The sequence below is a fragment of the Paraburkholderia jirisanensis genome (assembly GCF_054782355.1).
In genome coordinates this window covers 208,324-221,391 of the sequence record NZ_BAAGSQ010000013.1, presented here as the reverse complement: position 1 = coordinate 221,391, position 13,068 = coordinate 208,324, and the positions used below count along the sequence as shown (strand labels likewise).

Here is a 13,068-nt window from a genome sequence, read left to right as displayed (position 1 = left end):
AATACGGGCGGCCGGATCGGCGGCAGCGAGGTGCTCGTGCAGGCCGGACGCGACGTGATCAACGAGACGCAGACCTATGGCCTGTCAAAAACGTTCGGATCGAATGGCCTCACCGGACGCGTGAGCGGTACCGGCATTGACGCAATGGGCGTGATCTCGTCGACCGGTAACGCAACCGTGCTGGCGGGCCGGGATGTGACGCTCACGGGCGCGTCAATCCAGAGTGGTGGCAATACAGCGATTGCGGCTGGCCGCGACCTGAACCTGAATACGACGACGCTGGCCGGCGGACATGAGGTCAGCTCGCACGGCGGCCAGAACGGTCACCGCGACCAGATCCAGCAGCAGCTGGGCAGCGCGATCGTCGCAGGCGGTGACGTGACGACTGTCTCCGGGCGCGATACCACACTGACCGGTTCGACCATTGCCTCCGGTGGCGATACCGCAATGGCCGCAGGCCACGACCTGACGGTGACGGCGTCGATGGACACACATACGTACAGCGGACAGTCGATGGGCGGCAAGCTCGCCCAGAGCAAGTCGTCGAGCTACGACGAGGCGGTGAATGCATCGAGCGTGAGCGCAGGCGGCAACCTGATCCTGGCGGCCGGCCAGTCCGGCAATGGCTCGCTGTCGATTCTCGGCTCGAACATCTCGACGAATGCGGATAACGCCGGCAGCATCACCCTCGTCTCGACCGGCGACATCACGATCGGCAGCGTGAGCGAAACGCACGACTCTCAAACCTGGTCGCACTCGAATAGCTCGGGGTTCCTGTCGAAACAGAAGGTGACGGATACAACGGGTTCGCACCAGCTCATCGCGAACGGCTCGACCGTATCGGGCGACACGGTAACGGCGCTCGCCGGTCACGACATGACGGTCGCCGGTTCAACGGTCGCGGCGACGAACGACGTGAACCTGGCCGCAGCGAACAGCCTGACGGTCACCACCACGCAGGACAGCGCGGACACCAGCCACTTCCACGAAGACATCAGGAGCGGTCTGGGCAACTCGGGCGGTGTCGGCATCTCGTATGGCACGACGGATGCAAAGAACACGACGCACGAGCGTTCGCTGGTACAGAACAGCAGCCTGATCGGCAGCACAGACGGCAGCGTAAGGCTGACGGCCGGTGGCGACCTGCACGTCACCGGCAGCGATCTGGTTGCGGCGAAGGACATCGCGGGAACCGGCGCGAACGTGACAATCGACGCCGCCACCGGCACGGCGCACCGCGACGAGACGCAGGAAGTCAGCAAGAGCGGTTTCACACTGGCAGTAAAGGCACCGGTGCTCGATGCGATCTCGAACACCGTCGACCAGGCGCGCGACGCCAGCCGCAGCCAGGACGGTCGAGCGGCCGCCCTGCACGGCATGGCGGCGGCAAGCGGCGCGTACGATTCGGTGCGCGCAGCAGGTGGTGCTATGAACAGCCTCGCCAGCGGACAGAAACCCGATGCAAAGATCGAGCTGAGCTATGGCAGCAGCCACAGCAAAAGCACGTCCAGCGAGGACAGCATGACAAACCGGGGCACGAATGTGTCGGCGGGCGGCACGGCCGCCTTCGTGGCAACGGGCTCCGGCGTGCCCGGAACGGGCAACGTGACGATCGCGGGGTCGAGCATCACCGCGAACGACGTGATCCTCGCCGCCAAAAACCAGGTCAATCTGGTCAACACGACCGATACGGACACCACGCGCAGTTCCAACCAGTCCAGCAGCGCGAGCGTAGGCGTGTCCTACGGTACGCAGGGTTTCGGTATCAGTGCATCGATGGCGAAGGCACACGGCGATGCCAACAGCGATCTGGCCACGCAGAACAGCACGCATATCAACGCTGCGAACACTGCCACGATCATTTCTGGCGGCGACACCAGCCTGATTGGCGCAAACGTGACTGCCCGGCAGGTCAGCATGGACGTCGGCGGCAACCTGAACATCGCCAGCGTGCAGGACACGATGACGAGCCGTGCGAAGCAGGAAAGCACCGGTGGCGGTTTCAGCATCAGCCAGGGCGGCGGTAGCGCAAGCTTCAGTCACAGCAGCGGCAAGGCAAACGGCAGCTATGCGGGCGTGAATGAACAGGCAGGTATCCAGGCGGGTGACGGTGGTTTCAGCATCACGGTTGCAGGCAACACGGACCTGAAGGGCGGTCTCATCGCGAGCGACGCGGATGCATCAAGGAACAGCCTGTCGACGGCCACGCTCACCTTCTCCGACATCCAGAACCATTCCGAATACAGCGCGCATTCGGGCGGCTTCAGCGCGGGTGGAACGATGGGTGACGGTGGCGGCAACTACAGCACCCACGGCAATACATCCGGCAAAGGCACGGGTGGCGCCGCACCAATGCTCAGCCAGAGCGACAGTGGCAGCGACAGCGCGACCACGCGCAGCGCAATCAGCGCCGGCACGATCAGCGTTACGGATACCGCAAACCAGAAGCAGGACATCGCGAGCCTGAGCCGCGACACGTCGGACACCAACGGCACGGTCGCAAGGCTGCCCGACCTGAACAACCTGCTCGACCGGCAGGCGGACATGATGGCCGCAGCGAGCGCGGCAGGTGAAGCGGTCTCGCGCCGCATCGGCGACTTCGCCCAGTCGAAATACGATGAAGCCAAAGCCGCAGGCGATCAGGAAGGCATGAACGCGTGGAAGGAAGGCGGCACCGCACGCGCAGATATGCAGATGGCAGGAGCGGCACTCGTGACCGGTCTGGCTGGTGGCAACGCCTTGGGTGGCGCAGCAGGCGCCGCCATCGCATCGCTTGCTGCAGGCAAGCTGAACGACGTGAGTAGCGCAATTGCCGGTTCGCATCCAACAGCCAGTTCAGACCTGAACGAAGCACTCGGCAACATCGTCGCCAATGCGATTGCCACCAATGCAGGCGGCGCGATCGCGGGCAACGCAGGATCGGTCTCAGGCTATAACGTCGACCGCTTCAATCGGCAGTTCCACCCGGATGAAAAGAAGGCGATCAAAATCCTGGCCAACGGAGACGCTGACAAGGAACATCGTCTAGAAGCGGCCGGATGTGCGCTGGTTCATTGCGCAGCTGAATACACGCTGGGAACAGCCGATTACGCGAAGTATTCGGCGTTGGAAACAGAAGGCAGGAGCTTCACCGCCGAACAAGCACAGCTAAATAGCTACAACGGAACTTCATTCACGACGGCTGGCTATGGCGGAATGGTGCGACAAACAGCGGCCAGCAGCTTGTTCCAATACACCTTAGATAACGCGCAAGCCGACCAGAAATTGTGGGCAGCGGGAATGGCAGCACAACGTCCGGGCGCGATCGACTATGTGACTATTCAATACGGTGCCGGCCCGGGCGGTGGACTGACCATTAACACGCACAACGGTAACATCTACTACAGCGGAACCATTGCCGCGTCGCGCGTTGCGGGAGGGGTCGTTACGGCAGGAGTTATAACTGACAACGTCGGCCAGAACTCGTCAGATAAGGGGAAACTCACTGATGAATTTCTCTATGGTAAGTCCACGGGTGCAAGTGGCTGTGCCTTCGGTGTGTGTCTAGGCGTCAATCACAGCATTGGTGGGTCAACCGCATTTGAGTTCGGAGTGGGATTTGGTGGATTAACAAAGGCTCCCAACGTTGATGGCAACGCCGCGTTCGGCTATTCCGACCAAATTCCAAATCCGTTAAAAAAGCAATAATTTACTGAATATGAGAGTATCCTCTAAAAAAATATGGATCCTGACCACGATATGGCTCGTGTTGACCATTTTGGCTATCACGCGAACCCCCTCCGCTACAACGACCAATTTAAAGCTAGAAGAAATGATTTCAGAACTTGATTTCATGTTTAAAAATGGGATTATTTTATTTAAGCATGAAAATTCCAAAACTGGCGCTGCACTTGCCTTATACAATATTGATGCATCGACATGGGGAGAAAGAAAAACAATGATGTTGAAGGACTCCCTTATCGCCAAAAAATGGGTTTCCGTTGAAAATACCACTCAGACATACATCATGTGCAAAAATGAAATAAAGATGTCAATTTCTCGAAAAATCACCAAAGCTTACTATAACGGAGTAGAGAAGGATGTTTACTCAGTCAGCGCCGAATTTAATTCAGGAACAAAATATTTTTGCAAATAGACAGTTCGAAGATGACAATTGAAGTAGGCGCAATAGTCATTACACTCCTTTCATTGTTTGTCACATTTTTAGCTTTCGGACAAACAGCCAAGGAAACGTTTTATGAAAATTTTTATATTGACTCAAATCAACTCTGATATTGATACCACTGCTATTTGCGTGGTTTGTATATTGCGATCCCGCCGCGCTCAGCGTAAAAGGTGCGCTTATTAGCATTGTCCTCGCCGGTGCATTCACACTTGGGCGCGCGTACCTCATCGCAATGATCATTTGACTGATCGCTTCAGTTGGCAGTTGCAGGTTGCACCTTGCAGAACGACGCATGACATTCCCTTGTTTGGCGCGGGCTCGAAAAGCGGGCAGTGATCGATGACGCGCGACATGCCTGGAAAGAGAAATGAACTGGCGACGTCTGTATCCAGCCTCCCATACATATCTAGTTGTTGGAGGAGCGGCTGCAGCCGGTGCGACCTTTTGGGCAATGGTCATTGCCGGAATCTCGCGCATGGCGTTTAGGCTCAGTGAAAGTAGAGCCATGATATTCATTTTCATCCTTCTGCCTCTTGGTATTGCCATTTACCTCGTTAGGGTGCTTCCTGAATCTTTACGAAGAGCCAGGGTGCTTTCTAACGCGCCGAAGAGATTGGGCTATGGTTCAAGAACTGATGACATTGTTATCGAGCTTCAATCGCTCCCTGCCGCCTCGGTATCCGATGAGGGCCGTAGCACCTTGGTTCTTGGCCTTCTCGTCGAAGGCCGGTGGCATCTAGAAAATTATCCAGCTGAATACAGGCAACCATGTGTTTGCAAATGTCATCCCTCAAATTCCGGAGAAGTAATTAGCCAGCATCCGTTTGCAGCACTTGTTATTAACGAAGGCAGTAGTCTGATTAACAATATTGCGGCTGGCCAAAGTACGCACAATTAGGTTAACTCCACTTTCTCAAAGGCCACTAAAAATTAGATTTCGAACAAGCAATGTCGCATGCAAAACACAGTCTCACGAATGGATTTAAGAAATGAACATCAAAAAGAGGCTAACGGCCCTGCCGTTCACAGCCCTGGTAACACTCGCGTCCCACGCCCAACTCGCACCAACGCCGGCCGAAAAAGCAGCCGCCGCGCGCGCCAACGCCGAGCAGAATCAGCAGCAACAGCAACAACGAGAATCCGAGCAACGCGAAGCCACGGTTCAGGCTCGCGGAGTGCGCTCGACCGTCCCCTACATCGACGGCCACCCGCCACTGCCCAAGGAAACCCCTTGCTTCGCCATCGAGGCCTTCAACCTCGCAGAACGCGCAACGCCACCCAACGAAGCTAGCAGCAAGCGCAAATCAACCCTGCGCCTAGACCCCTTCACATTCGCCCGCGAATGGCTAGACCATTACAAAGGCCAATGCATCGGCAAAACCGGCGTCAGCACGCTCGCACAAAACCTGCAGCAACTGATCATAAGCCGCGGCTACATCACCACGCGCGTATTAGTCCCACTGCAAGACTTATCCACGCACACCCTCACCCTAACGCTCGCCCCGGGCCGCGTACGGCAACTCCGCTTCGCCGATCCACACACACGCGGCACATTGAAATCCGCCTTCCCAACAAACGAAGGCGCCCTACTTAACGCCCACGATCTCGATCAAGGCCTCGAGCAAATGAAGCGCGTCGCGTCGCAAGACGTCGCCATGAAGATCGAACCAACCGACACCCCCGGCGAAAGCGACATCGTCATCTCGGTCGCACGCACAAAACCCTGGAGCTTCACCGCCTCAATCGACAACGCCGGCACAGATGCCACAGGCAAGTGGCAAGGCAACATCGCCCTCGGCATCGACAACCCTTTAGGCCTAAACGATCTCTTCACAGTCGGCGCCAACCAGGACCTGTCATTCGGCAATAAAACATTAGGCTCGCACGGCTTCAACGGTTCCTACTCGATCCCATGGGGCTACTGGACCGCAACGCTATCCGGCTACACAAACACGTACTACCAGAACATCGCCGGTGTGAATCAAACCTTCGTCTCCAGCGGCAACGCGCAAACCGCTGCGCTGCGACTCTCACGCGTGCTAATCCGCAGCCGAAGCGACGTGCTGAGCGGCTACGTGCAGCTATCAAAACGCTTCGGCGCAAGCTTCATCAACGACACAACGATCCCAACCCAAAACCGCAACAACACGTTCATCGAAGTGGGTCTGACCGACCGTCACTACTTTGGCGCATCGCAGTTCGACGGCACACTCGCATACCGCCAGGGCATCGGCGGTTTCGGCGCAACACCCGATCCCTACGTAGCCGGTCCCACCTACCGCTATCACATGGCCGTGCTCGATGCGAACCTGTCGATCCCGTTCTCAATCGCGACGCAGAACCTCCGCTACGTCACCACCGTCCACGGCCAGTTCACGGACGACGTGCTGTTCTATCTGGACGACCTGTCAATCGGCAGCCGCTACACCGTCCGCGGTTTCGACGGCAACACGATGCTCGCAGCCGAAAAAGGCCTTTATTGGCGCAACGAACTGCAATGGCCTGTCTTCAACACAGGACAAACGCTATACGCAGGAATCGACTATGGCCGCGTCTTCGGACCCAACACAGCCTTTCTGACAGGCACCCAATTGGCAGGCGCCGTCATCGGCATTCGCGGTGGCATGCCGGCGAAGTACGTCGGTCTGTCCTACGACCTGTCCGCAGGAACTCCGCTCTACAAACCATCAGGATTTCCAACCGCACGCGTGACCGTCGCGTTCCGGCTTACTGCGCAGTTCTGAAGCAAAGCTTGTCAACGCGCCTGCATCGCAGCCATTGCAATGCAGGCACATAAAAAGTGGAACGCGCCAATCCGAGACGAGAGACTGCTTTACCGCCCATACTCCTTACCCAACCGCACAACCTCACTCTCCAGCGCCCCCAGAAACACATTAACCCTGCTAGGCACATACCGCCTGCTCGGAATCACCGCCCAAACCGAAAGCTGCTCCATCCCCGCATCCTGCAGTTCAATCTGCACCAGCGACTTATCCGCCAGTTGGCGGAACACATCCCAATACGTCAACATCGCAAGCCCGAGCCCTTCCACAGCAGCAGTACGTGCCGCTTCAACAGAGGTGGTCGTGACATAAGCCTCCACCCGCCTGCGCGTCATCACACCATCGACAAAAAGCGGCCAACGCCGCACCGAGCACAGCCTGACGCAATGATGGTCGTCCAGTTCAGCAACCGTCGTCGGCCGCCCATGCTTCTTCAGATACGCCGGCGCAGCACAAATCAACCGCGGGTTCGCCGCAATCTTCTTCGCAACCAGCTCCGAATCTTCCAACGGCGCAATGCGCAACGCGAGATCAAGCCCCTGCCCCACGATATCCACCTGCCGGTCCGAAAGATCGAGATCGATACGCAGTTCCGGATTAGCCTCCAACAACCGCGACAACATCGGCACGACAATCGACTGACCAAATCCACTCGGCGCCGTCATACGCAGCACCCCTGACGCAGTCTTCGGCAACGGGCTCAGCTCCGCGCGCGCCCCCGACTCCGCGTCCACAATCACTTGAGCGTAAGGCACAAATGCCTCGCCCTCCGCGGTCAGCGTCAGAGATCGCGTCGTACGGTGGAACAACCGCACACCAAGATCCTCTTCAAGCGCCGCTATCCGCCGCGACACCTGCATCGGCACCACATCCAGCTGGCGCGCCGCAGCGGACAGACTGCCCGCCGACGCGACCGCGAGGAAGGTTCGAACGTCGGGAAGAAGCATGGTTTATATCCAGAAGTGTGATGGCGGCTTCACGTTTCGTTGCCTGTTCGCGCCGCCTTGCGACGCCTACCATGCAGAAACTTTCTCAACGAAGCTCAGCGAAACGGACTGCAAAATGACCGACACTACTTTCCCGATGCTCTCGCCTTACAATCACAACGGCATCGCCGTGCGCAACCGCATCGCGGTCGCTCCGATGACGCGTATCACCGCCAGCGAGTATGGGCTCCCGACGAAAACCATGTTCGACTACTACCTGCGTTTCGCGAAAGGTGGTTTCGGTCTGGTCACAACCGAAGGGATTTACACCGACAAAGCCTTCTCTCAAGGATACCGGTTCCAACCCGGTTTGGCAGACGACGAACAGGCGCAAGCATGGAGCGCTTTCAATCGCGCCATGCAGGCGCACGGCGCACGCGTAGTCGCACAACTGATGCATGCCGGTGCATTGAGCCAGGGCAACGTTTACCGGGCGCATACGGTCGGCGCCTCGGCCATTCGCCCGAAAGGCGAACAGATGCGCTTCTACTTCGGCGATGGCCCCTACCCGCAACCGAAACAGATCACCGACACCGAAATCGATGAAGCCGTTCGAGGTTTCGTCGATGCGGCGCACCGAGCCGTCACGATCGCTGGATTCAACGGCGTGGAAATTCATGGCGCCAACGGTTACCTGCTCGATCAGTTTCTGACAGCTGAGACCAACGATAGAGCCGACCGCTGGGGCGGCGACACTGCTGCGCGCGTCCAGTTGCTCGCCGACGTCGTAAAGGCGGTCAAACTCAGCATTGGTCACGCCGCTCCGGTGGGCATCCGGATTTCACAAGGCAAGGTCAACGATTTCGCGTCGAAGTGGCAACATGGAGAAGCGGACGCTGAAGTGATCTTCGGCACGCTCGCCGATGCTGGTGCCGACTTCATTCACGTGACCGAGCACGAAGCGTGGCAGCCCGCTTTCGAAGGCACACGCGATAGTCTCGTCACACTGGCACGCCGCTACGCACCGAACGTGACGCTCGTTGCGAATGGCGGCCTCCATACCGCAGAACGCATGGAGAGCGTGCTGGCGGCAGGCGCAGACATCATCACCGTAGGACGCGGCGCGCTGGCGAACCCGGATCTGCCGAAGCTTATCGGGAGCAGGCGCCAACCCAAAACGTTCGACGGAGCGATTCTTCACCCCATTGCCAGCATCAAGGATGAAGAGCTGGACCTGCCGCTGGATGCCTAAAGGCGTTGATCGTAACTACCGGCCGGCGGCGGACGTTCGCTCAGCCCAAACAGTCCGCCGCCGCGACAGTGAACCCGCTAGAAGCGAGTCCGCATCCCCATCATGCCGACCACCTGATTGCCCGTCGACGAAGCGCCGCCCGAGTTGTAGATGAACGCGGTGAAGTTATGGCCGCTCACATGCTGATAGACGCCTTCCACATAGACATCGGTGCGCTTGGACAGGTTGTACACGGTCTGCACGCCAAGCTGGTTCCACTTCGGCGACGACCCAAACGTCGACGAGTTGGTCACGTGGCCATTGGTGAAGGTATATTCGACACCCACGCTAAGCTGCGGCATCACCAGGTACTTGCCGTTGAGCTCGTAGTTATCGAAGCGCACCGTGCCGCCCTGCGAGCCGAATGACGTCGAGCCCTGAAACTCGCTATGGGTATAGACAAAACCAACCTTGCCCTTACCGATCTCATAGTTGACGCCCGCGCCAACGATCCGCTGAACATCGGCGCCGAGCACGAACCCGGCCGTGTTGTTCGCCTGCGATTCGTTGATATCGAGCGTACCAGGGCTGTTGATCGTCGTGCCCTTCGTGCCGTTAAGCTGGAAGTAGCCAACGCCGGCACTCAAGTGACCAATGCTATAGCCCAATCCAACGCTATACCCGCGGTTCACCGCAAAGTCGGTGCTGTTCGAGAACGCGTACTGTGCCTCGAATTTCAAGCCGCGATAGACCGGGCTCGCGTACTTCGCCGTATTGCTCAAACGAAACGAGTGAATCATTTCGTCGTTGTCGAACGGGTGGGCAAACGCGGTATCGCCGAAGTTGATCGAGGTTGCCGACAGCGGAATCAGCGTGTCGGTGAACGCGTCGTATTGACGACCGAGCGACACCGTACCGTACTCTTTGCTGGCGAGGCCAACATACGCTTGCCGACCGAACAACCGGCCGTCCTGCGCAGATTTGCCGTTATTGAGGGTGACCCCTCCTTCGAGCACGAAGATCGCGGCAAGCCCGCCGCCGAGATCTTCGTTGCCGCGCAGCCCGAAGCGGCTGCCGTTGATGTTGCCGCTCGTCTGACGAATCAGCGATCCAGTGCCTGCGTTATTGGTGTATTGAAGACCCACGTCGAGCAGACCATACAGCGTTACCGAGCTTTGAGCATGCGCGAACGGTGCAGCGAACAGGCCCAGGCAGGCCAAGGAAAAGTGACTCCGTTTCATTTATCCCCTCTTGCTTGATTTTGCGGGATTCGAAATAGCAGAACCCCATGTGCTATCCATGCGCTGTATCGACAGCGATACAACCGCCCGTTGTTGCAACGGGAGTATGAATCGAACAGCGCGCAGGTGAAACGTAAAATATCTTTCAATCATCGACCTACGCTATAAACAAGCCTTGTTTTGTCGAAATCGCATGCTCAAGTGGCTGTTTGCATCACCGGCCATGCGCCACTCGCTCACTGCGATCCGCGACCCGGCAACGTCTGGCAAGCGCCGGACGACGTCCGATCGAACGGCGTGGGGTACATCTGCTGGCCGAGTATGTATGTTTGGGTCGTTGCAACCAGGCCGTCTGCGTAGACAAGCTCGATGAACGAGGCGCTCCAGCCCGCATCCGGACGATGCACCGGCACCTCAAGTGCGGCGTTCGCACGGGGCGGCTCGAGCGGCGTCGCCGTGTAGTCGATGCCGCTTGCGCGCCGGAAGTCACGCACGTATGGGTTGACGGCGTGCCATAAAACCACGCTTTGCGCCTGTTCCGACGAACTGAACCGAATCGACGTATCACGCGCCGTATCGCACAGCGATGACTCGATCTCCGGCAATGCCGTTGCGTTCTGCAACCTCGCGACGAAGGTCGTCAACGAACTGATCGACAATGGTCCGATGTCGTGATGCGCCGCGTTAGGCACCATCCGCAACATCTTGCTGCCTGGCAGCCTGTCGAAGTAGAGACCTGCGTTGTCCGGCGTGAACAAATCGTCCCCGCTCGCATTGACGATGCATTTGGGAATCTGCAGGCGCGGCCCGTAGCGGGTGTCGAGATACTGCAGCGGGTCGATGATCCGCAATAGCGCGGCGAACGCTTCGCTATCGAGTCGTTCGTCTATGCGCTCGGCGTAGTAAGGCTGAAAAGCGGCAGGCCATGCCTCGCCATAGGAACGCCAGGTGTGCATCAACACACGCCGCGTATCGAGAATATCGCTAGCAATAGCGCAGATTCCGTCGATTCTCGTATCCGCTAACGCGGCCAGCCAGCTTGCCCACGCCCGCTTCGATATGCCGGCAACGATAAATCGCGCGATATCCAGCGATGCCAGTTCGCATTCGGCCAAGGACATCGCGCGCGAAATCGCCGCGACCATCGGCACGCTGAGCGGCAAAGTGGTCCGCGTCGCAGGATCTTCCAAGAAGAGCGCCCAGCTATGCGCGACGAGATCGTCTTTGGAACGCGCGCGTGCGTCGTCGGCGAAAGTGAGCGACTGGTTCGGCACGTCGCTGATCGATACGACCACGGTACGCGTTTGTGCAGCGATAGCCGCGAGCGTCTCGGGCGTGAAATGTTCTGCACGAACCGGGCCGCTGTCGTTCCCGCTGTCGTGCCGGTCGCCATTGTTCGCGATCAGCAACGCACGCTCGCGTTTCGCTTCGCGTGGAATATAAATCGCCACATCGTGATGCCACACAGCCGGTTGTACCCGTTGCTGCGGCGACCAGTTTTGCGAATGCAGCAGATATGCCCGCCGTTCGACGCCTGATACGAGGTCGATGGTTTGACGCACATAGTGCAGCGGCTCGCGCTCGATCGCTTCCCGGTATGTTGCGATCGCGTGTTCGAATCCGCTTGGATCGTCGTTCATTGATAGAGCCGGATTGATATGAGAGGCAGGGCAACGCGCATTTCAAGCGACGATACACTGCGCCCGCCTCAAACGAATACGTTGCCCGCGTGACTGACCGCCCCCACGCACGAGCACGCAAACTTTTTTGTAACAGGCATCACGCGATGCTTATTCCGCTGTTGCTCGCGCCTGTCTGCGCATGCTCCGACTCTGTCTCTGCGACGCGGACGGCACGTCCGTCTGCGCACAAAACAAAAGGGACGGCCATAGCCGCCCGGTGTTCTCACCTTTTCTCCCGTATCGCCCCCGCGATTCCACTAGATGCGCTCTATGCCAATCTCTGATATATCATATATCAAGCTAATTTCGTGCCCCCTCAGCCATGTTCGATCCATCGTTGCTCGGCCGTCTTTCGTACACGCATCCCGCGCCCGACAAGGCCCCTTTGCCGCCGGGCCGCAACCGCCTGGGTCTCGTCGAGGAACGCGATGCGATCCTGTTCGTGCCGCCCGATCTGCCCGAACAGACCGCCGTGCCGCTCTTCGTGATGTTCCATGGCGCGGGCGGCTTCCCAGAAAAGGTGCTGCCCTTTATCGAGGCGCACGCGACACAACACAAATTCCTGGTCCTCGCGCCGCACTCGACTTTCCCGACGTGGGATCTGGTGATCGGCGGCAACGGGCCCGACCTCGAACGGCTGCAGCAAGCACTGACCGCAGTCGCATCGCGTTTTCGCATCGAACCAGGCCGCGTCGCGTTCGCCGGTTTTTCCGACGGCGCGAGCTATGCACTATCGATCGGCGTAACCAACGGCGATATCGCCAGCCACGTCATCGCATTCTCCGGCGGCTTCATGTCGATCTTCATGCAGGAAGGCACGCCGAAGGTCTTCATCGCACACGGCCTCGCCGACGAACAATTGCCGATCGAGACCAGCGGCCGCGCGAACGCCACCAAGCTGAAATCGGCCGGCTACGACGTGCAATACGTCGAGTTCGAAGGCCTGCATGTGATTCATCCGCCGGTCGTCGAGGCGGCCATCGAATTTTTTCTGAAATGAAGCAAGCTGGCGACGTGACGACATTGCGTCGCAGCGCCCA

Annotated in this window: 9 protein-coding genes; 5 read left to right on the top strand and 4 right to left on the bottom strand. The window is 58.5% G+C overall.

Annotation, left to right across the window (positions count from 1 at the left end):
• Positions 1-3,687 (top strand): hemagglutinin repeat-containing protein (locus ACYVNQ_RS09105; RefSeq protein WP_460902163.1); only part of this gene is annotated, 3,687 nt, incomplete at its 5' end.
• Between the two features lie 58 nt (positions 3,688-3,745).
• Positions 3,746-4,135: a hypothetical protein gene (locus ACYVNQ_RS09100; protein ID WP_460902162.1), complete on the top strand. Its 390-nt coding sequence runs from the start codon at positions 3,746-3,748 to the stop codon at positions 4,133-4,135.
• Positions 4,136-4,195: 60 nt separating this feature from the next.
• Here ACYVNQ_RS09100 and ACYVNQ_RS09095 read toward each other — a convergent pair whose 3' ends face one another.
• On the bottom strand, positions 4,196-4,687 hold the full coding sequence (locus ACYVNQ_RS09095) for a hypothetical protein (protein ID WP_460902161.1): 492 nt from the start codon (positions 4,685-4,687) through the stop codon (positions 4,196-4,198).
• A gap of 467 nt (positions 4,688-5,154) precedes the next feature.
• Between ACYVNQ_RS09095 and ACYVNQ_RS09090 the strand changes: the two genes are divergently transcribed.
• Positions 5,155-6,909: a ShlB/FhaC/HecB family hemolysin secretion/activation protein gene (locus ACYVNQ_RS09090; protein ID WP_460902160.1), complete on the top strand. Its 1,755-nt coding sequence runs from the start codon at positions 5,155-5,157 to the stop codon at positions 6,907-6,909.
• Between the two features lie 89 nt (positions 6,910-6,998).
• On the opposite strand, the gene ACYVNQ_RS09085 is transcribed toward ACYVNQ_RS09090, so the two are convergent.
• A complete protein-coding gene (locus tag ACYVNQ_RS09085) occupies positions 6,999-7,895 on the bottom strand; it encodes a LysR family transcriptional regulator (RefSeq protein ID WP_460902159.1) in 897 nt (298 codons plus the stop codon).
• Positions 7,896-8,010: 115 nt separating this feature from the next.
• Here ACYVNQ_RS09085 and ACYVNQ_RS09080 point away from each other — a divergent pair, with 115 nt between their 5' ends.
• Positions 8,011-9,126, top strand: coding sequence for an NADH:flavin oxidoreductase (locus tag ACYVNQ_RS09080; protein ID WP_460902178.1), 1,116 nt, complete (start codon positions 8,011-8,013; stop codon positions 9,124-9,126).
• Between the two features lie 77 nt (positions 9,127-9,203).
• On the opposite strand, the gene ACYVNQ_RS09075 is transcribed toward ACYVNQ_RS09080, so the two are convergent.
• Complete coding sequence (locus ACYVNQ_RS09075) at positions 9,204-10,346, bottom strand: porin (RefSeq protein WP_460902158.1); 1,143 nt, start codon at positions 10,344-10,346, stop codon at positions 9,204-9,206.
• Between the two features lie 236 nt (positions 10,347-10,582).
• The gene (locus ACYVNQ_RS09070) at positions 10,583-11,986 is read right to left on the bottom strand and encodes a PhoPQ-activated protein PqaA family protein (protein WP_460902157.1); all 1,404 of its coding nucleotides are present in this window, start codon (positions 11,984-11,986) and stop codon (positions 10,583-10,585) included.
• Positions 11,987-12,350: 364 nt separating this feature from the next.
• Between ACYVNQ_RS09070 and ACYVNQ_RS09065 the strand changes: the two genes are divergently transcribed.
• Positions 12,351-13,028: an alpha/beta hydrolase gene (locus ACYVNQ_RS09065; RefSeq protein ID WP_460902156.1), complete on the top strand. Its 678-nt coding sequence runs from the start codon at positions 12,351-12,353 to the stop codon at positions 13,026-13,028.
• The last annotated feature ends 40 nt before the right edge of the window (positions 13,029-13,068 follow it).

What these genes read in the sequence shown, in the direction of transcription:
- ACYVNQ_RS09085 (WP_460902159.1), bottom strand. Translation starts at nt 7,895, where the DNA reads ATGCTTCTTCCCGACGTTCGAACCTTCCTCGCGGTCGCGTCGGCGGGC.
- ACYVNQ_RS09090 (WP_460902160.1), top strand. Translation starts at nt 5,155, where the DNA reads ATGAACATCAAAAAGAGGCTAACGGCCCTGCCGTTCACAGCCCTGGTA.
- ACYVNQ_RS09065 (WP_460902156.1), top strand. Translation starts at nt 12,351, where the DNA reads ATGTTCGATCCATCGTTGCTCGGCCGTCTTTCGTACACGCATCCCGCG.
- ACYVNQ_RS09075 (WP_460902158.1), bottom strand. Translation starts at nt 10,346, where the DNA reads ATGAAACGGAGTCACTTTTCCTTGGCCTGCCTGGGCCTGTTCGCTGCA.
- ACYVNQ_RS09080 (WP_460902178.1), top strand. Translation starts at nt 8,011, where the DNA reads ATGACCGACACTACTTTCCCGATGCTCTCGCCTTACAATCACAACGGC.
- ACYVNQ_RS09095 (WP_460902161.1), bottom strand. Translation starts at nt 4,687, where the DNA reads ATGAAAATGAATATCATGGCTCTACTTTCACTGAGCCTAAACGCCATG.
- ACYVNQ_RS09070 (WP_460902157.1), bottom strand. Translation starts at nt 11,986, where the DNA reads ATGAACGACGATCCAAGCGGATTCGAACACGCGATCGCAACATACCGG.